The organism is Rhodococcus sp. NPDC019050, from assembly GCF_055664235.1.
Genome location: NZ_JBVOON010000010.1, coordinates 54,971 through 77,346 on the forward strand (window position 1 = coordinate 54,971; position 22,376 = coordinate 77,346).

A 22,376-nucleotide genomic window follows, 5' to 3' on the forward strand; every position below is an offset into this window, starting at 1 on the left:
TTCACCGCCCGGATCCGCTGCCGATGCGCCGGTACCGGCGTCCGCGCCGCAGGTTCGCGTCGCTGTCCTCGAGTCGGGCCCGCAACACCGTGGCGATGGTGTCCACCGCGGGCGGCGCCACCATCTCGTGGTGTTCGACGTCGAGGCGGTACTGGTGCAGCATCCCGTCGATCAGGTCGTGCCACGCGGTGACTGCCGGCACCGAGGTCGACGACCGTCGAGCGCTGAAGAACAGGGCATCGCCGATGAAGGTGTCCGGTGAGTGCCGCCGCACCGCGCGGGTCGCGGCGGCCGAACCTGCGTGCAACCGCTCGAGATGCCGCGGTGTCAGCCCGGTGGGACCGCCCAGGCTGCGCTCGAGCAGGTCCAGTGCGTCGGCGTAGCTGGGGTCCGGTCCGCCGTTGGTGGCAACCCCGAGGTCGCGGAGCATGTCGTTGACCGCGATCGGGGTCGCACCGCCGGGAACGGAGAGGTGACTGTCGATCAGCGCGAGGGTGTCCACCGCGGCTCCGCCGCGCTGCAGTTCCACGGCGACGGCGTGCGCGACGACTCCACCGAGCGACCAGCCCAGCAGGTGATACGGCCCGTCGGGTTGGGCACGGCGGATCTCGTCGGCGTAGCGGCGCGCGAGCGCGGGGACCGATTTGACGATCTCTCCGGTGCTCAGGGCGGGCAGTTGCAGACCGTAGACGCCGCGCCCGCCGAGCCGTTCGGTCAGGCCGGCATAGGCCCAGGCCAGCCCCGCGGCCGGATGCACACAGAACAGCGCCGGTCCGCTGCCCGCGCGCAGCGGCACGAGCACCCGCAGCGCGTCGTCGATCGTCTCGTCCTCCCCCGGTTCCCGCAGGCGTGCGGCCAGGTCGGCGACGGTGGGATGGGTGAACAGCACCTGGATCGGGATCCGCCGGTCGAGGCGGCGCGACAGGTCCGGTACCAGCCGGGTGGCGAGCAAGGAGGTGCCGCCGAGGGCGAAGAAACTGTCGTCGACCGACACCGTCTCGAGACCGAGATGTGTGGCGAACACCGCGGCGACGGTGCGTTCGAGGTCGTCGGCCGGATCGCGGTGCTGCCCGCCCGCTCCGGCGAATTCGGGGGCCGGGAGCGCGCCGCGGTCGAGTTTGCCGGCGGCGGTGAGCGGGATGTCGGCGAGCGGAATCACGGCGGTGGGCACCATGTGCGCGGGCAGGTGGGCGGCGGCACGGTCGCGGAGCGCGCCCGGATCCGGGGCGGGCACCGCGGTGGTGCGCACGTAGCTGACCAGCACCGTCTCCCCCGAGGGTGCGGGATATCCGACAGTGTGCGCGAAGTCGACGTCGGGGTGGCCGGTGAGGACGGCGTCGACTTCTTCCGGTTCGATGCGGAAGCCGCGGACCTTGATCTGGAAGTCGGAGCGGCCCACGAAGTCGAGTCGGTGATCGGCGGTCCAGCGCACGACGTCGCCGGTGCGGTACATCCGGGCGCCGGGGCGGTCGCCGTACGGGTCGGCGACGAACCGGGCGGCGGTCAGATCGGGGCGTCGGTGGTAGCCGCGGGCCAGACCTGCACCGGCGACATAGAGTTCGCCGGGCACCCCGACCGGCACGGGCCGGAGTCGAGTGTCGAGGACGACGGCGGCGGCGCCGCGGGTGGGCCGGCCGATGGTGACGTGCTCACCGGCGGTGAGCGGGTCACCGAGTGAGCTCATGACGGTGGCTTCGGTGGGTCCGTACGCGTCGATCATGCGGTGGCCGTCGGCCCAGCGTGTCACCAGCGCCGGGGGCAGGGCCTCCCCCGCGACGAGCAGTACCCGCAGGTCCGGCACCTCGGTGGGATCGAGGGACGCCAGCGTGGTCGGCGTGACGAACGCGTGGGAGACCCGGTGGTGACGCAGCACCGCGGCGAGGTCTTCCCCGCCGTACACGTCGGGCGGCACGACCACCAGGGTGGCGCCGGCGCAGATCGCCATCAGCTGTTCGAAGATCGACGCATCGAAGCTCGGGGACGCCAGGTGGGAGACGCGGCTGCCGGGTTCGACTTGCAGATGCTCCCGCTCGGCGGCGGCGAGATCGCCGAGACCGCGATGGGTGACGGTCACGCCCTTGGGCCGTCCGGTCGAGCCGGAGGTGTAGATCAGGTAGGCCGGATGGTCCGGGCGCAGCGGGGCGGCGCGATCGGCGTCGGTGACCGGGCGGGTGTCCCGGTGCTCGAGGTCGTCGCGGATCTCGGTGTCGTCGAGCACGATCCAGGTGATCGAGCCGGGCAGGTGTTCGAGGTGGTCGGCGACGGTGATCCCGAGGCCGGCGCCGCTGTCACCGAGCATGTATTCGATCCGGTCCGGAGGGTAGGTCGGGTCCACGGGGACGAATACGGCGCCGGTGCGGGTGGTGGCCCACACCGCGGTGATCTCGTCGACGGACCGGGGCAGCGCGAGCGCGATGACGGTGTCCGGGGCGGCTCCCCGGGCGAGCAGCAGGCGGGCCAGCGCGGTGGAGCGGGCGTCGAGATCCCGGTAGGTCAGGGTGGTGTCTCCGTCGATGACGGCGAGACCGTCCGGGTCGGTGGCGACGGCGTCGTCGAGCAACTGCGGCCACACTCGGGCGGGGCCGCCCGCCGGGCCGGTGGCGGGCACCAGCGCCGCGCGTTCGGAGTCGGTGAGCAGGTCGACGTCGCCGACGGGGACGGCGGGGTCGGCGGTGACGGCGCGGAGGAGCCGGACGAACCGGTCGGCGAACCCGGCGACGGTGTCCCGGTCGAACAGGTCGGTGGCGTAGACGAAGGCGGCGTCCATGCCTCCGGCGGGGTCCTCGCCGAGGAGCAGTTCGAGGTCGAAGTTGCACACCTGCGGGTCGAGTTGGACGCCCTCTTCGGTCAGGTGCGGCAGTTCCAGGGTGGGGCGTTCGGTGTTGTGGAACTCGAGGGACACCTGGAACAGCGGCGAATGGGCGGTCGAGCGGGCCGGTTCGACCGCCTCGACGACACGTTCGAACGGCAGATCGGTGTGGGCGAACGCCTCGAGGTCGTCGTGGGTGACGGTGCCCAGCAGGTCGGTGAACGGTGCGTCGCCGGGGACACGGCTGCGCAGCACGACGGTGTTGACGAACATGCCGATCAGGTCGTCGAGGGCGCGGTGGCCGCGTCCGGCGATCGGGGATCCGATGGCGATGTCGTCACTGCCTGACAGGCGGGCCAGCAGCACGGCGAGAGCGGTGTGCACGGTCATGAACAGCGTGGTGCCGTGCGCGGACGCCAGGCGGGTGAGGCGGGTGTGCAGGTCGGAACCGATGGGGAACCGCACGATGTCGCCGCGGAACGACTGCTGCGGGGGGCGGGGCCGGTCGGTGGGCAGGGTGAGCACGTCGGGGAGTCCGGCGAGGGTGGTGCGCCAGTACTCGGCCTGCGCGGCGGCGAGCGATGCCGCGTCGGTGGGCTCGCCGAGCCGGTCGAGTTGCCACAGCGTGTAGTCCGGATACTGCACCGGCAGCGGCGTCCACGCGGGGACGTCGCCGCGGCTGCGGGCCTGGTAGGCGCCGAGCAGATCACGCGCGAGCGGGCCGGTGGAGGCGCCGTCGGCGGCGATGTGGTGCACCACCAGCACCGCGAGGTGTTCGTCGCGGCCGAGGGTGAACACCCGCGCCCGGAGCGGGATGTCGACGGTGACATCGAATCCGGTGGTGATGAAGTCGGCGACCGCGGTGTAGACGGTGTCGTTGTCGGCGGGCACCACGTCGAGGGTCAATGCCACGTCGTCGGCGTCGAGGATGCGCTGGCGCGGTCCGGCGGCGGACGCCGGGTAGACCGTGCGCAGGCTCTCGTGCCGGGCGACCACGTCGTGTAGCGCGTCGCCGAGGGCGGTGGCGGACAGGTGGCCGCCGAGCCGGATCGCGAGCGGAATGTTGTAGGCGCCGCTGCCGGGGTCGAACTGGTTGAGGAACCACAGGCGTTGCTGCGCCGGGGACAACGGGATGTGGCTGGGGCGCGGCACCGGGGTGGGTCCTGCGGTGTCGCGGCCGGTACTCGTCTCGGCGTCGAGATGGGTGGCGAGCATCCGGACGGTGGGCGCTTCGAACAGGGTGCGCACCGCGATGTCACGGCCGAGCCGGTCGCCGAGGCGGGCCGCGGCGCGGGTGGCGACCAGGGAGTTGCCGCCGATGTCGAAGAAGTTGTCGGTGACCGAGACCCGGTCGAGGCCGAGCACGTCGGCGAATTCGGCGGCGACGGCGGTTTCGAGGTCGCCGTTCGGGGGTTCGTAAGCGCCGGTGCCGGTCAGGTCGGGGACGGGCAGGGCGCGGCGGTCGAGTTTGCCGACCGGGGTGAGCGGGATCGTGTCCAGGACGGTGATCGCGGCGGGCACCATGTGTTCCGGAAGCAGTTGCGCCAGATGCTCTTTGACGTCATCCGGGTCGACAGGAGTGTCGCCGGCGGGACGGACGTACCCGACCAGCACCGGATCGCCGCTCGGTGCGGTGTGCGCGACGGTCACCGCGAAGGACACCGCCGGGTGCGTGGTCAGGGCGGCGTCGATCTCGCCGAGTTCGACCCGGAATCCGCGGATCTTGACCTGGAAGTCGGCGCGGCCGAGGTAGTCGAGTTGCAGGCTGTCGTCGGGGTCGCCGGTCCACCGGACGATGTCTCCGGTGCGGTACATCCGCTCCCCCGGCGTGCCGTACGGGTCGGCGACGAACCGGGAGGCGGTCAGCGTCGGCCGGTCGTGGTAGCCGCGGGCGAGTCCGAGTCCGGCGAGGTACAGCTCACCGGCAACACCGAGCGGGACGGGCCGCAGCGCCGGGTCGAGCACGACGGCGTGCACGCCTTGTAGCGGTCCGCCGAGGACGAGTGGGTCGCCGGGGCCGATCGGATCGCTGATCGTCGCCATCACTGTGGTTTCGGTGGGGCCGTACCCGTTGACCAGGCGGCGGTGCGGCGCCCAGGTGTCGCGCAGTTCGGGGGGCCAGGCTTCGCCGCCGACGGACAGGTCGGTGAAGGCGGTCAGGTCCGCCGGGTCGAGCGACGCCAACGCGGCGGGGGTGATGAACCCGTGGGTGACGGCGGTGTCGCGGAGCAGGCGGCCGAGTTCGGCGCCGCCGTACACGTGCGGGGGCACCACCACGAGGCTTGCGCCGGAGGCGAATGCCAGCAGGTATTCGAAGATGGACGCGTCGAAACTCGGCGACGAGAAGTGCATGACCCGGGAGCCGGGTCCGGCACCGAACCGGTCCTGCTGGGTGTGCGCGAAGTTGTCGAGGCTGCGGTGGGTGGTGAGTACTCCCTTGGGACGGCCGGTGGATCCGGAGGTGTAGATCAGGTAGGCGGCGTGGTCGAGTCGCAGCGGGACGGTGCGGTCCCGGTCGGTGATCGGCGCAGGATCGGCGGCCGCGAGCGCGGTGGTCGTCTCCGGGTCGTCGAGCACGAGCCACTGCACGGTGCCGGGCAGGCCGGCGACGTGCGCTTCGGCGGTCACCCCGACAGTCGCGCCACAGTCGTCGAGCATGAACGCGACCCGGTCGGCCGGATAGCGGGGATCGACCGGTACGAACGCCGCCCCGGTCTTGGTGATCGCCCACAGCGCGACGAGGGACTCCACGGACCGGGCGATGCCGAGCGCCACGAAGGTCTCCGGCCCCACTCCGCGCGCGAGCAGGATCCGGGCCAGCCGGGTGGACCGCTCGTCGAGGTCGCCGTAGGTGACGGTGCGGGCGGTCGCACCGGAAGCGGGGTCGAGCACCGCGGGGAGGTCCGGGTGTGCGGCGGCGGTGGCGGTGAACAGGTCGGGCATCGTGGCGACGCTGCCGCCGATCGGCCCGTGCACGGGGGCGAGGGTGCGGCGTTCGGTGGGTGTGAGCATCTCGACGCTGGTGACGGGCACGGTGGGGTCGCCGGCGAGGGCGTCGAGGGCGCGGGCGATGCGTTCGGCGATGCCGGTGACCTCGGTTCGGTCGAACACGTCGGGCAGGTACTTCATCCGCAGGTGCACCGCGGTGTCGGTGTGCACCACCACGCTCAGCGGGTAGTGCGCGGCGTCGTGGCCGGTGATGTCGGCGACCCGGATCCCGCCGATGTCGGTGTCGGAGGTGAGCCCGGCGCGTTCGACCGGGTACGACTCGAACACGGTGAGGGTGTCGAAACGGGTGGCGGCGCCGAGGTGCCGGTCGAGGGTGCCCAGGTCGAGGTGGTGGTGGTCGAGCAGCGCGGTTTGTTCGGCGCGGACCCGGTCGACGAGGCCGCCCACGGTGTCCCCGGGCCGCAGGGAGATCCGGACGGGAACGGTGTTGATGAACAGTCCCACCATCGATTCGATGCCCGGCACCTGCGGCGGCCGGCCGGAGACGGTGGCGCCGAACACCACGTCGGTGCGGCCGGTCAGCGCCCCGAGGACGAGTCCCCAGGCGGTCTGCACGAGGGTGTTGACGGTGACGCCGCGGGCCGCGGCGATCTCGTCGAGGCGTGTGGACAGCGTCGGGTCGAGGTCGATGTCGAGGTCTTCGGAGATGCCGGTGCTGCGCGACGACCGGTGTTGCGGCGCCAGCAGGGTGGGTTCGTCGAGACCGTCGAGGGCGTCCCGGTAGGCGTCGATCGATGCTGCGGGGTCGCGGTCGGCGAGCCATTGGAGGTACGTCCCGTAGTTGTGCGGGCGGTCCAGGACGGCGGGGTCGCCGTCGGTGGCGTAGAGCACGAGCAGTTCGCGGATCAGGACAGGTGTGGACCAGCCGTCGAGCAGCAGGTGATGGTTGGTCAGGGCCACGAGGTGGCGGTCCGGGGCGGTGCTCACGACCGTAACGCGCAGCAGCGGTGGGTGCGCGGTGTCGAACCGGGTGTGCCGGTCGGTGTCGAGCAGGTGCGCGGCGGCGGCGTCGGGGTCGGGTTCGTCGGTGGTGTCGACGACGGTGAACGGCAGGTCGACGTGGGACGGGACGACCTGGAGGTGGCCGTCGGGGCCGGGTGTGAACGCGGTCCGCAGGTTGGGGTGCCGGTCGAGCAGCAGTTCGAGTGCCCGTCGCAGCCGGGCCGGGTCGAGGGGGCCGCGCAGGTCGAGGACGAGTTGGACGATGTAGGCGTCGGGGTCGTCCCCGGCGAGCAGCGCGTGGAACAGCAGGCCGCTGTGCAGCGGTGCGGTGGGCCAGACCGTCTCGAGCGGCCCGTATCGCTGTTCGAGGTCCTCGATGCTGTCCTGAGGCAGCCGGACCAGCGGCAGGTCGGACGGGGTCAGTCCACCGGTGTGGGGGGTGCGGGTGTGGCGGGTCAGCGCGGTGGCCGCGGCGGTGAATGTGGCGTCGAGCCGGGCCAGGTCGGTGGTGTCGAGCAGTCCGGCCGGTGCGGACCAGTGGGTGCGCAGCACCGGCCCGTCGGGGGTGTCGACGGTGACGGCGTTGATGTCGATGACGGCGGCGGCGGGCATGTCGGGGTTCTGGGCGCCGCCGTGCGGGAATCCGGCGATGGGCAGCCACGGGGTGTCGGTGGCGCTGCCGGTGCCGGCGGTGGGACGGCCGAGATAGTTGAAGCTGATCTGTGGGGTGGGGCGGGCGGCGAGGTCTTCGCCGATGCCGGGGTCGAGGTAGCGCAGCAGCCCGTACCCGATGCCGTGGTCGGGGACGGTGGCGAGGTGTTCCTTGACGGTCTTGACGGCGCGGCCGGCGGCGGGACCGGCGGCCAGCGCGTCGTCGAGGTCGATGCCCGTCAGGTCGAGGCGCAGCGGGTGGATGGTGGTGAACCAGCCGACGGTGCCGGACAGATCCGCGCCGGGAACGGCGGCGGTGTCGCGGCCGTGGCCTTCGAGGTTGAGCAGCACGCTGGTGGTGTCGTCGCCGCGGTCCCGGCGCCATGCCTGCACGGCGAGTGCGACAGCGGTGAGCAGGGCGTGGTCGACCTTGCCGTGGAACGCGGTGGGCACGGTGGTGAGCATCGCGTCGGTGACTGCGGTGGGCAGGTTGCCGATGACGGTGGTGACGGTGTCGTTGGTGTCGCGGGCCGGATCGAACGGGCGGCGTCCGAGCGGCGGTTCGGCGCCGGTGAGCATGTCGCGCCAGTACTCGGCTTCGGCGCGGCGGTCCGGGTCGCGGGCGGCGTCGACGAGGGCGTGCGCCCAGCGGCGCACCGAGGTGCCGGCCGGTGGGGGTAGCAGCGACCCGGTCGGGTCGCCGTGTGCGGCGGTGCCCCACGCGGCGGCGAGGTCGGGTACCAGGATGCGCCACGACACGCCGTCCACGGCGAGGTGGTGGATGACGATCAGCAGTCGGCCGGCGCCGCTGGCGGCGTCGAACCACACGATCTGCACGACGCGCCCGGCGGTCGGGTCGAGGCGGTCGGCGGCGGCGTCGAGTTCGGTGGCGGCGAGGGCGAAGAAGTCGTCGGTGTCCGCGGCACTGGTGACCGGGACGCGGTGCACGACGGTGTCGGCGGTGACGCTGCCGGGCGGGTCGACGTGCAGACCGTATCCGGCGGGCGCTGCCGGGTCGGGAACGAGACGCGCCCGGAGCATGTCGTGCCGGTCCACGACGGCGTCGACGATGGCGGTGAGTGTGGTGTGGTCGAGGCCGGTGGGCAGACGCAGCAGCACCGACTGGGAGTACCGGTCGAAGTGTCCGCCGCGGTCGAGCATCCAGTGCACGATCGGTGGGATCGGGACGGCACCGACACCCCCACCGGGCAGTTCGGCCAGTTCCGCAGGCGCGGTGGTGGTTCCGGCGACCGCGGCGAGACCGGCGGGGCTCTTGTGCTCGAACACCGCGCGGGGTGTGAGGTCCAGGCCCAAAGCTTTGGCGCGGGAGACCAGTTGGATGGACATGATCGAGTCGCCGCCGAGGGCGAAGAACGAATCGTCCACACCGACGGTGTCGAGACCGAGCACCTGCGCGAACAGGTCGACGAGGGCCTGTTCGGCGCCGTCGGTGGGGGCGCGGCCCCCAGTCGTGCGGGCGGCGAAGTCCGGGGCGGGCAACGCCCGCCGGTCGAGTTTGCCGGTGGCGGTGACGGGCAGGGCGTCGAGCACCACGAGGGTCGCGGGCACCATGTAACCGGCGAGGTCGGCGGCGGCGCGGTCGAGGGTAGCGGTCACGTCCAGGTCGGTGCCGGTTTCGGGGACGACGTAGCCGACGATCCGATCGGCACCGGACCGTGCGTCGGTGTGCACGACGGCGATGGCCCGCGCGACTCCGGGACAGCGCAGCAGCACCGTCTCGATTTCGCCGAGTTCGATGCGGAATCCGCGCATCTGGACCTGGAAGTCGCTGCGCCCCAGGTATTCGAGGTCGCCGCGGCGGGTGCGACGCGCCCGGTCGCCGGTGCGGTACAGCCGGGCCCCGGGTGGGCCGTACGGGTCGGCGACGAACCGGGAGGCGGTCAGGTCGGGGCGTCCGAGATAGCCGTGGGTCAGTTGCTCTCCGGAGATGTACAACTCCCCCGCCACACCGGTGGGGACCGGATGCAGTCGTGCGTCGAGCAGATGGGACCGCAGCGCGGGCAACGGTTCACCGATGAGGCTGGCGGTGGCGGTGTCGGCGAGGTGCCGGTCCAGCGGCAGCGCGGTGACGTGCACGGTGGTCTCGGTGATGCCGTACATGTTCACCAGGGCCGGTGCGGTGTCGTCGTGTCGGCGATACCAGCGGCCGAGTTGGGCCAGGTCGAGAGCTTCACCGCCGAAGAACACCCGTCGCAGCGCGAGAGGTTCTCCCCCGGCGGCGCGGTCGGCTTCGATGAGTTGGTAGAACGCCGTCGGGGTCTGGTTGAGGACGGTGACGTGTTCGCGGCGCAGCAACTGCAGGAAGTCCTGCGGGGCGCGGGCGGTGTGGTAGTCGACGACGACGAGGCGGCCGCCGTGGGCGAGCGCCCCCCACAGTTCCCACACCGAGAAGTCGAAGGCGTAGGAGTGGAACATTGTCCACACGTCGCGGTGATCGAACCCGAACATCTCGCGGGTGTCGGACATCAGGGTGACGACGGTGCGGTGGGGCACGACAACGCCTTTGGGCCGTCCGGTGGAGCCGGAGGTGTAGATGACGTAGGCGGTGGCGTCCGGGTGCAACGGCCCGCGACGGTCCGCGTCGGTCAGTGCGGTGGCGGGCAGCGTCGCGAGTCGTGCGCGGACGTCGGGATCGTCGAGGTGGAGCGCCGGCGGGCCCGACTCGGGTAGCGGTGCGGCGTGGTCGCCGCTGGTCACGGTGCACACTGGGCGGGCGTCGGCGAACATGTGGGCGAGCCGGTCCGCGGGGTAGGTCACGTCGATGGGCAGATATCCGGCGCCGGTGTCGAGCACCGCGAGCAGGGTGACGACCAGGTCGCAGGTGCGCGGCAGGGCGACGGCGACGAGTTCGCCGGGCCCGGCGCCGTGGTCGACGAGCAACCGGGCAAGCCGGTGCACCCGCTCGTCGAGGTCCCGGTAGGTCAGGGTGCCGTCCTCGGCGGTGACGGCGACGGCGTCGGGGTCGCGGTCGGCGCCGCGCCGGAACAGGTCGACGAGGGTGTCGGCGGCGGGGACGCGCGGTGATGCGGGCCGGTGGGGATGCTCACCGGGGGCGAGCACGTCCACGTCGCCGACGGGGCGCTGCGGGTCGGCGGTGACCGCGTCGAGCACCCGCACGAACCGGTCGGTGAAGTCGGCGACGGTGTCGGCGTCGAACAGGTCGGTGGCGTAGGTGAACGCCCCGGACATGCCGGTGCCGTCGGGTGCTTCCTGCAGGTTCAGTTGCAGGTCGAATTTGGTGACGGGCAGATCGGTCTCGAGCGCCTCGACGGTCAGTTCCGGCAGGTCGAGGTGCGCGCGTTCGTTGTTCTCGAACTCGAGCACCACCTGGAACAGCGGGGAATGGTCGGTGGCGCGGGTCGGGGCGAGCACGTCCACGAGCTTCTCGAAGGGCAGTTCGGTGTGCCCGAACGCGGACAGGTCGATCTCGCGGGTGCGGTCGAGGTGATCGGAGAACGACAGATCGCCGGAGACGGGGGTGCGGAGCACCACGGTGTCGACGAACATGCCGACGAGGTCGTCGAGCGCGCGGTGCCCGCGGCCCGCGACAGGGGTACCGACGGCGATGTCGTCCGTGCCCGACAGGCGGGCGAGCAACACCGCGAGCGCGGCATGCACGGTCATGAACACGGTGGCGCCGTGCTCGGCGGCGAGGGCGGTGACGCGGCGGTGCAGGTCGGCGTCGACGGTGAACCGCACCATGTCGCCGCGGAAGGTGCGGTGTGCCGGGCGCGGCCGGTCGGTGGGCAGCGGCAGCACCTCGGGGAGGTCGGCGAGGGTTTCGCGCCAGTACCGCAGTTGGCCGGCAGCCAGGGAGTCGGGATCGTCGGGGTCGCCGAGCAGTTGCTGCTGCCACAGCGCGTAGTCGGCGTACTGCACGGTCAGGGGCGCCGCGGACGGTTCGGCGCCGCGGGTGCGGTCCAGGTAGGCGGTCATCAGATCGCGGGCGAGCGGCGCCATCGACGCCCCGTCCGCGGCGATGTGGTGGACGACCACGGCGAGGATGTGCTCGTCGGGCCGGTCGGAGTCCGGACCGGCAGGGTCGTCGGGGACGACGCGCATCACCCGGATCCGCACGGGCACGGCGGCTGCGACGTCGAACCCGGCGGAGAGGAATTCGAGCAGCGCGGCGGGCAGGTCGGGTGCGGCGACGGGCACCGGGGTGGGGTCGGCGAGGACCCGGCCGGTGTCGGTGACGACCTGGTGGGGGCCGTGTCCGTCGTCGGGATACCAGGTGCGCAGGATTTCGTGCCGGTCCAGGACATCGCCGACCGCGCTGATCAGCGCGGGCAGATCCAGTCGGCCGGTCAGCCGGATCGCCAGTGGGATGTTGTAGGCGGCGGAGGTGGTGTCGAACTGGTTGACGAACCACATCCGCTGCTGCGCCGGGGACAGTGGGAGGCGGTCGGGGCGTTCCGCGGCGGTGAGCGGCACCCGCCCGTGCCCGCCGTGGTCGTCGAGCACCCGCACCGCCAGGGTCCGCACGGTGGGGGCCTCGAACAGCACCCGCACACCGGCGTCGGTGCCGAGCGTGGTGTTGATGCGGGCGACGACCCGGGTCGCGACCAGGGAGTTGCCGCCCAGGTCGAAGAAGTTGTCGTCGATGGAGATCTGCGGGTGGCCGAGGACCTCGGCGACGATGCCGGCGAGGACCCGTTCGAGGTCGGAGGTCGGTGCCTGGTAGTCGTCGCCGGTCGCGGCGAGGTCGGGGACGGGCAGGGCGCGCCGGTCGAGTTTGCCGACCGGGGTGAGCGGGATGTCGTCGAGCACGACGACGGTGGCGGGCACCATGTGCGCCGGCAGGGACGCGCCGAGGTGGGTGCGCAGGGCCTGCGGGTCGGGCGCGGCTGCGGGGTCGGGCAGCACGTAGGACACCAGCACGGTGTCGCCACTGGGGGCGGTGTGGCCGAGGGTGTGGGCGAACACCACGTCCGGGTGGGCGGTCAGTGCCTCGTCGATCTCGCCGAGTTCGATGCGGAATCCGCGGACCTTGACCTGGAAGTCGGAGCGGCCGAGGTATTCGACGGTGCCGTCGGAACGCCACCGCACGATGTCGCCGGTGCGGTACATCCGCTCCCCCGGCGCGCCGTACGGGTCGGCGACGAAGCGGGCGGCCGTGAGGTCGGGTCGGCGGTGGTAGCCGCGCGCCACCCCGGCGCCGGCGATGTACAGTTCGCCGGCCACGCCGGTGGGGACGGGCCGGAGCCGGTCGTCGAGCACCACCTGGTGGAAGCCGATGGCGGGGCTGCCGACGGTGACGGTGTGCCCGGGCTGCAGGGGTGCGCTGACGCTGGTTTCGATGGTGGCTTCGGACGGGCCGTAGCCGTTGAACATCTGCCGACCCGGCGCCCAGCGGGAGACCAGGTCCGGGGGGCATGCCTCCCCCGCTACGACGAGCACCTGCAGGGTATCGAGACCGGCGGGGTCGAGTGAGGCGAGCGCGGTGGGCGTGATGAAGGCGTGGGTGACCCGCTCGTCGCGCAGCAGCCGGGCGAGTTCGTCGCCGCCGTAGATGTCGGGCGGGACGATGACCAGGGTGGCGCCGGCGCAGAACGCCTTGGTGTATTCGAAGATCGACGCGTCGAAGCTGGGCGATGCCAGGTGGGACACGCGGGCGGTGTGGGTGAGCGCGAAGTGGCTGCGCACCTCGGCGTGCAGGTTGGCCATGCCGCGGTGGGTGGCCACCACGCCTTTGGGGCGGCCCGTCGATCCGGACGTGTAGATCAGGTAGGCGGGGTGATCGAGGTGCAATGGGGCGGTGCGGTCGAGGTCGGTGACGGGGGTGTCGGAGGTGTCGTCGATGCGGCGGCGTACCGCCGGGTCGTCGAGGATCAGCCACGGCACCGTGTCGGGCAGCGCGTCGCGGTGCGCGCTGGTGGTCAGGCCGACGGCGGCGGCGCAGTCGGTGAGCATGTAGGTGATGCGGTCGGGTGGGTAGGCGGGGTCGACGGGGACGAACGCCGCGCCGGTTTTCGTCACCGCCCACACCGCGGCCGCGGATTCGACTGATCGTGAGAGACCCAGCGCGACCACCGATTCCGGTCCGATACCGGCCTCGTCGATGAGCAGGCGCGCCAGGCGGGTGGACCAGCGGTCGAGTTCGCCGTAGGTCACCTCGCGGTCGCGGAAGGAGAGGGCGACCGCGTCCGGCACGATCGCCGCGATCGACGAGAGCAGTTCGGGCCACGACTGGGACGAGACGGGCGGCAGGCCGCGGGCCGGTGCCAGTGCGGTGAGTTCCCGGCCGGTGACGATGTCGATGTCCCCGACCGTGACGGTGGGAGTGCTGCCGACGGTGTCGACGATCCGCACGAACCGGTCGGCGAACGACCGCACGGTGGTCTCGTCGAACAGGTCGGTCGCGTAGGTGAAGGCGGCGCGGATCCCGGCGGGTCCGTCGTCGTCGGTGTCCTCGGCGATCGACAGTTGCAGGTCGAAGTGCGACAGTTCCGGTTGCAGGTCGAGCACCGACGCGGTCAGTCCCGGCAGGTGGATGTCGGGGCGTTCGGTGTCCTGGAATTCGAGCAGCACCTGGAACAGTGGGGAATACGCCGTCGATCGGGGCGGATCGAGGACTTCGACGAGTCGTTCGAAGGGAACGTCGGTGTGTCCGAACGCGGCGAGATCGGCGTTGCGGAGGTCGTCGAGCAGCGCGGTGAACGTGGCGTTCTCGTCGACGTGGTTGCGCAGCACGACGGTGTTGACGAACATGCCGACGAGGTCGTCGAGGTTGCGGTGACCGCGTCCGGCGACGGGCGTGCCGACGACGATGTCGTTGGTGGCGGCGAGGCGGGCGAGCAGCACCGACAGGGCGGCGTGCACGACCATGAACACCGACGCGTCGTGCCGGCGGGCCACCGCCACGAGTCGCCGGTGGGTGTCGGCGTCGATGGTGAACGGCACCTGCGCGCCGCGGAGGCTCTGCTGGACCGGCCGGGGTCGATCGAGGGGCAGTTCGAGCAGTTCGGGGGCACCGTCGAGGGTGGTGCGCCAGAACTGTAGTTGCCGAGCGGCGATGGAGGTGGGGTCGTCCTCGTCGCCGAGGACCCGGTGCTGCCACAGCGCGTAGTCGGCGTATTGGACGGGCAGGGCGTCCCACTGCGGGGCGTGTCCGGTGCGGCGGGCGGTGTACGCGGTGATGATGTCGCGGGCCAGCGGGCCCATCGAGAAACCGTCGGCGGTGACATGGTGCACGACCAGCACCAGGACGTGTTCGGTCTCGGAGATGCTCAGGACCCGGATGCGGGTGGGGATCTCGGTGGCGACGTCGAATCCGGCCCCGACGATGCGGGCGATCTGCGCGTCGGGATCGGTGGCGGCGTCGAGCGGAACGACCGCGAATTCGGGCGGGGCCGCCGCGGCGGGCACCACGACCTGCACCGGGCCGTCGTCGGTGAACGGATATCGGGTGCGCAGCGATTCGTGGCGCGCGACGACGTCGGCGACCGCGAGGCGCATCGCGGCCGGGTCGAGATCGCCGGACAGGTGCAGGGCCACAGCGATGTTGTAGGCCGGGGAGGTGGTGTCGAACTGGTTGATGAACCAGATGCGCTGCTGGGCGGGCGAGAGGGGAATCGCGTCGGGGCGGGGTCCGGCGACCGGCGCGGGGCGAGCGGTGCTGTCGCGGTCGGCCCGGCTCAGGTGCGCGGCGAGGTCACCGACGGTGGGATGGTCGAACAGATCCCGGATCCCGACATCGATCCCGAGGATCGCGGCGAGCCGGGCGGCCAGGCGCATCGCGAGCAGTGAGGTGCCGCCCAGGTCGAGGAAGTTGTCGTCGAGGCCGACGGTGGCGGTGCCGAGCAGGTCGGTGAACGCCGCGGCGACCTGCTCTTCGTGCGGGGTGCTCGGTGGCCGGTACGCGGCGGTGCCGGTGTGGTCGGGTTCGGGCAGCGCCCGGCGGTCGAGTTTGCCGTTGGGTCCGACGGGGAGCCGGTCGAGCACCACCAGTGCGGTGGGCACCATGTAGTCCGGGAGGCGGGCGGCGGCGAACGCGGTCAGTGCGGCGGTGTCGACGGCGCGGTCGGGTCGCGGGACGACGTACCCGGCGAGGTGGGTGTCGCCCCGCTCGTAGACCAGCACGACGGCTTGTGCGACGTCGGGGTGGCTGCGCAGCACCTGTTCGATTTCGCCGAGTTCGATGCGCAGGCCGCGGATCTTGACCTGGAAGTCGGTGCGGCCCAAGTACATCAGGGCGCCGTCGCGCCGCCACGTGGCGAGGTCGCCGGTGCGGTACATGCGGGACCCGGGCGAACCGTACGGGTCGGGGACGAACCGGTCCGCGGTGGCGGCCGGGCGGTCGAGGTAGCCGCGGGCGAGTTGGATGCCGGCCAGATACAGTTCGCCGGCCGCGCCGGGCGGGACGGGATGCAGCCGCGCGTCCAGCACGTAGGTGCGGGTGTTCCACACCGGGGTGCCGATGGGCACGGCGCCGGTGTCGGTGTCGCCGGTGGGCCACGCGGTGACGTCCACGGCGGCTTCGGTGGGTCCGTACAGGTTGTGCAGTGCGGTCCCCGGGAGCGCGGCGCGGGTGGCGGCGGCCGTCGCCGCCGGTAGTGCTTCCCCGGATGCGAACAGCAGGCGCAGCGAGGCGCCGCGACCGGCGGTGACGGCGTCGACGAACACCTCGAGCATCGAGGGCACGAAGTGGGCGACGGTGACCTGCCGGTCGTCGATCAGCCGCAGCAGGTAGGCGGGGTCGCGGTGGCCGCCGGGGTCGGCGAGGACGAGATGCGCGCCGACCTGCAAGGGCCAGAAGAACTCCCACACCGACACGTCGAAGGTGGCGGGGGTTTTCTGGACGACGGTGTCGGCGGCGGTGAGCGGGTAGGTGTGCTGCATCCAGCGCAACCGGTTGACGATGGCGGCGTGCCCGACGGCGACGCCTTTGGGCCGTCCGGTCGAGCCGGAGGTGAACAGCACGTAGGCGAGGGTGTCGCCGGTCGGGTCGGGCCGGTCGGCGGCGGTGGTGGGCGCGGTCGCGGGCACACCGCTGGTGTCGGCGGTGTCCAGGTCGAGGGTGTCCAGGTCGACGGTCGGGGTGCCGGCGGGCAGCGTGAGGTGGTCGCGGCCGCGCACCAGCACCGTCACCGGGTGGGCGGTGTCGAGGACGTAGGCCATCCGGTCGGCCGGGTGCTCCGGGTCGAGCGGTAGGTACGCGGCCCTGGTCTTGACGATCGCGTACATGCCGACCAGCAGGTCGAGGGAGCGGGGCACGGCCAGCGCGACGACCCGTTCGGGCCCGGCGCCGGCGTCGAGCAGCACGTGGGCGAGACGGTTGGCGGCGGCGTCGAATTCGGCGTAGCTCAGGGTGGTCTCCCCCGCGGTGACCGCCGGGGCGTCGGGGGCGGCGGCGACCTGTGCGGCGAACAGGTCGCCGAGGGTGGCGTCGGTGCGGGGGGCGGTGGTGGCGTTCCAGTCCTCGAGGATGCGGGTGCGTTCGGCGGAGGTGAGCAGGTCGACGTCCCCGATCGCGGTGGTGGGGTCGGCGACGAGCGCGGTGAGCATCCGCACGAAACTGTCGGCGAACGCGGCGGCGGTGGCACGGTCGAACAGGTCGGTCGCGTAGGACAGCGCTCCGGTGGAGGTGACGGTGGTGCCGTCGTCGCCGGGCACGTCGCTGAGCAGCAGGTGCAGGTCGGACTTGGTGGTGCCGGTGTCGATCTCGGCGATGTCGACGGTCAGGCCCGGCAACTCGAGATGCGCGGACTCGTTGTTCTGGAAGGCGAGCATGACCTGGAACAGCGGCGAGTACGCCTCCGACCGGGCCGTGACAAGGGTGTCTGCGAGCCGGTCGAACGGCAGATCGGCGTGCGCGAAGGCGTCGAGGTCGTCGTCGCGGGTCGTCGCGAGCAGGTCCGTGAACTTCCTGTCGCCGCGCAGCGTGCTGCGCAGCACGACGGTGTTGACGAACATGCCGACGAGGTCGTCGAGGGCGGGGTCCCCGCGGCCGGAGACGGGGGTGCCGACGGTGATGTCGTCGCTGCCCGACAGGCGTGCGAGCAGCACCGCGAGCGCGGCGTGCACGACCATGAAGGTGGTGGCGCCGTGGGCGCGGGCGAGTTCTCCGATCCCCCGGTACAACTCGGGGTCGAGGTCGAAGCGGACGGTGTCACCGCGGAACGACTGCCGTGGGGGTCGCGGCCGGTCGGTGGGCAGCGCCGTCACCTCGGGGGCACCGGCGAGCCGGTCGCGCCAGAAGGCGAGTTGGGTCGCGGCCCGCGAGTCGGGGTCGGTGAGGTCGCCGAGCACCTCGTCGAACCACAGGGTGTAGTCGGCGTACTGGACGGGCAGCGGCGTCCACATGGGGGCGGTGCCGTGGGTGCGGGCCGCGTAGGCGGAGATCAGGTCGCGGGCCAGCGGGGCGAGAGAGGCACCGTCCGCCGCGATGTGGTGCACCACCACCGCGAGGGTGTGGTCGTCGTCGGCGGTGGTGAACAGCCGGATCCGCACCGGCAGGTCGGTGGTGACATCGAAACCGGCGGTGGTGAATTCGGCGACGGCGGCGTCGAGGTCGGCGGGGTCGATCGGCACGGCGGTCAGGTCCGGGTCGGCGGTGGGCACGACCTGCTGAACGGGTCCGTCGGCGGTGCCGGGGAAGACGGTGCGCAGCGCTTCGTGCCGGTCGAGCAGGTCGGCGACGGCGGCGGCGAGCGCGGCGGTGTCGAGCGGTCCGGTCAGGTGCAGGGCCATCGGGAGGTTGTAGGACGCGGACTGCGGGTCGAGCTGGTTGACGAACCACAAGCGCTGCTGGGCGGCGGAGACCGGGACCCGGTCCGGGCGGGGACCGGCGATCAGCGGCACCCGATCGGTGGGCGCGTCGGTCAGTTGCGCGGCGAGGGTGCGTGCGGTGGGTGCTTCGAACAGCGTCCGCACCCCCAGGTCGGTGCCGAGCGCGTCGTTGAGGCGGGAAACCACGCGGGTGGCGATCAGGGAGTTGCCGCCGAGATCGAAGAAGCTGTCGTGCACGCCGATGTCGGGAACGCCGAGTTGCTCGGTGAACACCCGGGTGATGGTGGCCTCGGCGGCGGACGCCGGTGCGGTGCCGGTCGTGCCGGTCGTGCCGAACATCGGCTCCGGGAGGGCGCGGCGGTCGAGTTTGCCGACGGCGGTCAGCGGGATCTCGTCGAGTGCGACGAGCGCGGCGGGCACCATGTGCGCGGGCAGCCGGTTCGCGAGGTGCGCGAGGAGCGCGTCGTGGTCGACGGCGCGGCCGGGTCCGGGCAGCGCGTAGGAGACGAGCACCGTGTCGCCGGAGGGGGCGGTGTGACCGAGGGTCGCGGCGAACGCGATGTCGGGATGGTCGGTGAGCGCGGTGTCGATCTCGCCGAGTTCGATGCGGAAACCGCGGATCTTGACCTGGAAGTCGGAGCGGCCGAGGTATTCGGCGGTCGGGGCGCCGTCGGGGGTGGACTGCCAGCGCACCACGTCGCCGGTGCGGTACATGCGGCTGCCGGCCGGGCCGTGCGGGTCGGCGACGAACCGGGTGGCGGTCAGTCCCGGCTGCCCGTGATAGCCGCGGGTCACTCCGTCTCCGCCGACGTACAGTTCGCCGGTCACACCGGCGGGCACCGGCCGCAGCCGGGCGTCGAGGATCACCTCGTCGACGCCGCACACCGGGGTGCCGATGGTGATCGGCTCTCCCGGCACGAGCGGATCGGTGACGTTGACGACGATGGTGGTTTCGGTCGGGCCGTAGGCATTGAACATGCGCCGCCCGGGCGCCCAGCGGGCGACCAGTTCCGGTGGGCAGGCCTCCCCCGCCACCGTCACCGCTTGGCAGTCGACGCCGGTGGGGTCGACGGAGGCCAGCGCGGCGGGGGTGGAGAACGCGTGGGTGATCCGTTCCTCGCGCAACAGCCGGGCCAGTTCGTCGCCGCCGTACACGTGGGCGGGAATGACGACCAGGGTCGCGCCGATACCGAAGGCGGTGATGTACTCGAACACCGAGGCGTCGAAACTCGGGGACGAGAAGTGCGAGACGCGGGAGGTGGGCTGCGGTTCGAGCCGCGAGTGCAGCGTCGCGGACAGGTTCGCCAGACCCAGGTGCGGCACCACCACACCTTTGGGGCGGCCGGTGGATCCGGAGGTGTAGATCAGGTAGGCGGGGTGCGCGGTGTGCAGGGGCGCAAGGCGATCGGTGTCGGTCAGCCCGGTCGCGTCGGTCTCGGCGATGCGGGTCCGCACCGCCGGGTCGTCGAGGACGAGCCAGTCCACGGTGTCGGGCAGATCGGCGCGGTGGGCGGCGGTGGTCAGCCCGAGTGCCGCGCCGGAGTCGGCGAGCATGTACTCGATCCGATCGCGCGGGTAGGCGGGGTCGACGGGCACGAACGCCGCCCCGGATTTGGCGACCGCCCAGATCGCCTCGACCGACTCGAGGGACCGGCCGATACCCAGCGCGACATACCGTTCGGGGCCGGCGCCGGCGTCGATGAGGATCCGCGCGAGCCGGTTGGACCATTCGTCGAGTTCCCGGTAGGTGCGTGCATCGTCGCCGCAGGACAGGGCGACTGCGTCGGGCACGATCGCGGCGACCGCGGACAGCATCTCGGGCAGGGTCTGTGGGGAGGTCGCCGGGAGTCCGCGTGCCGGCAGGAGTCCGGCGAGTTCGTCTTTCCCGACGACCGGCAGATCACCGAGGGTGGTTGTGGGGTCGGTGACCGCCGTGTCGAGGACGCGGCCCAGTCGGGTGACGAAAGTTCTGGCGGTGTCCTCGTCGAGGGTGTCGGGCCGGTACCGGCCGTGCACGCACAACCCGTCGTCCGTGGGGGTGACCTCCAACGTCAGCGCCGGGCCGCCGGAATGTCCGGGACCGTGTGCCGGATCGTCGGAGGACCGGGGGTCGGCGGAAGGAGTCTGCATGTCGACGACCACGGGCACCGACACGCCGGCGAGCACCGATCCGTCGACGTCGCTGTGCGTCGCCGCGTCCTGGGCGCGCTGCCGCACCTTCTCGAGGAACTGCGCGAACGGTGCGGTGGGGTCGACGTCGCTGCGGATCGGTAGGACGGTGGTGGCCGCCGGGGCGCCGACGACGGTGTCACGGCTGCCGGTGAGCACCGAGGTGACCACGGCGGTGGCCGCGTAGAGCAGGTGCCGCGGGTCGGCAGCCGGGTCCCGGAGCACCTGGGCGACGCTGCGCGAGACGGGCAGATCGGTGTCGAATTCCGCGACCCCGGCGTCCGCGACGTCGGAGTCGGCGGGCCGGGGCAACTCGAGATGGTCCGGCGCGTCGGCGAGGACGGCCCGCCAGTACGCGGCGGCGGCGGCGGTGCGGGCGCGCTGCGCCCCGATCGCGGCGGTCGGCGGGTCGATCACGCCGACCGGCGTGTCGCCGTCGGCCTGCAGGAACGCGGTGAGCACCTCCACGAACCGGTGATGGTGATCCCGCATCTCGGCGTCGTCGTACCGGTACGGATTGCCCCGGAAATCGAGGAATGTCCTTGCCGGGGTACCGCTTTGATAGATGTTGACGAGCAGATCCTCGACCGGCCCGGACGTCATGATGTGGAATTCGCCGCGCAGGTCGCCGAGGGTGATCTCCTGCCGGAAGAGCATCACGTTGATGGTGGGACCGGCGTAGGCGTGCGGCGCGGTGGTCCCCGATTCCCGGCGGATGTCTTCGATGCTGCATCGCTGGTGGCGCAGCGCGCCGGTCAGTTCCAGTTGCACGCGCCGCACCAGCGCGGTGCGGGTGTCGTCCGGGTCGATGTGCAGGTGCAGTGGGGCGGTGTTGACGAGCATGCCGCCCGAGCGCCGGGCCGAGGCGGTGGTGCGGGCGGAGACCGGCAGGTTCACCACGACGTCGTCGGTGCCGGTCATCCGCGCCAGGTAGCAGCCGAATGCCGCGACCACGGCGGCGGTGGACGACGACCCGGCGTCCTCGTCGATGGCGGTCAGAGCGGCGACGAGATCGTCGGGCAAGGGGATGCTCGACAGCAACGACACCGGGGCGAGCGGGCCGGCGCGGGTGGCCAGGGTCGAGCCGTCCTCGAGCCCGGCGACCCGTTCGAGCCAGTAGTCCCGGTCGGTGACGTACCGGGTCGACTGCCGGTAGTCGCGGTCCCAGTCGTAGAGGGTGCGGAGGTCGGCGGCGCGCGCCGGTTCGGGATCGCGGTTCTCGACGGCGGCGGTGTAGAGCGCGGCGATGCGGTTGACCATGGTCATCGCGGCGTAGCCGTCGAGCGCGACGTGGTGGATGCGGCCGTACCAGAGGTAGCGGGCGTCGTCGATCCGCAGCAGGGTCATGTTCATCAGCGGGTCGTGCGCGAGATCGACGGGGCGCGAGTAGTCCGCGGTCATCCAGCGGTGCGCCGCCTCGAGCGGGTCGGGTTCGGCCCGGAAGTCGACCACCTCGATCGGTTTCGCGGCCAATGTGGGGTCGACGTACTGGTAGGGCTCGCCGTCGACCTCCACGACCCGCAGGCAGGCGGATTGGAACTCGCCGCCGGCGACGTAGCCGGCCTGACGCACCCGATCGATGTCGAGGTCACCGGGCAGGTCGACGTACTGGGCGATGCAGATCGGCACCTCGGGTGCCAGTTGCTGCGCGAACCAGATGGAGCGTTGTGCGGACGAGAGTGGAAAAGCATCGGGTGGTAGCTGCAGACGACGCTGTCGCAACGACATGTCCCCTCCGGAAGCGATGTTGGCGTGAAACGGCGCGCCCCCGACATCGCGTCGGGGCCGATCCTCGCCGATCGTGTCTCGCCGAGTTCGGCCCCCGTTCGAGCTCCCGGTTGTGACCGGGAGCACTTCCCCAAGTTAGCTCACAATTATCGGAGGCGTCCGAATTCCGGAAACAGGAACGCCGATTTCCCGGCGACGCCGAATTCGATCTTGGATTTCCGCCCGAATAGTCTTTACCGACCGTTTACCGCGTCGTATGCCGGCAATTACGAGTACTGCGTAGATGCGCACTTCCGTTTAAACAGTGCTGCGGTAC

Annotated in this window: 1 protein-coding gene; it reads right to left on the reverse strand. The window is 71.9% G+C overall.

All coding sequences use genetic code 11. The features are described from left to right. Window position 1 precedes the first annotated feature (1 nt). Entirely contained in the window at window positions 2–22,060 is a 22,059-nt protein-coding gene (locus tag AC0B44_RS12520; RefSeq protein ID WP_471903202.1) for a non-ribosomal peptide synthase/polyketide synthase, read from the reverse strand. Between the last annotated feature and the right edge of the window lie 316 nt (window positions 22,061–22,376).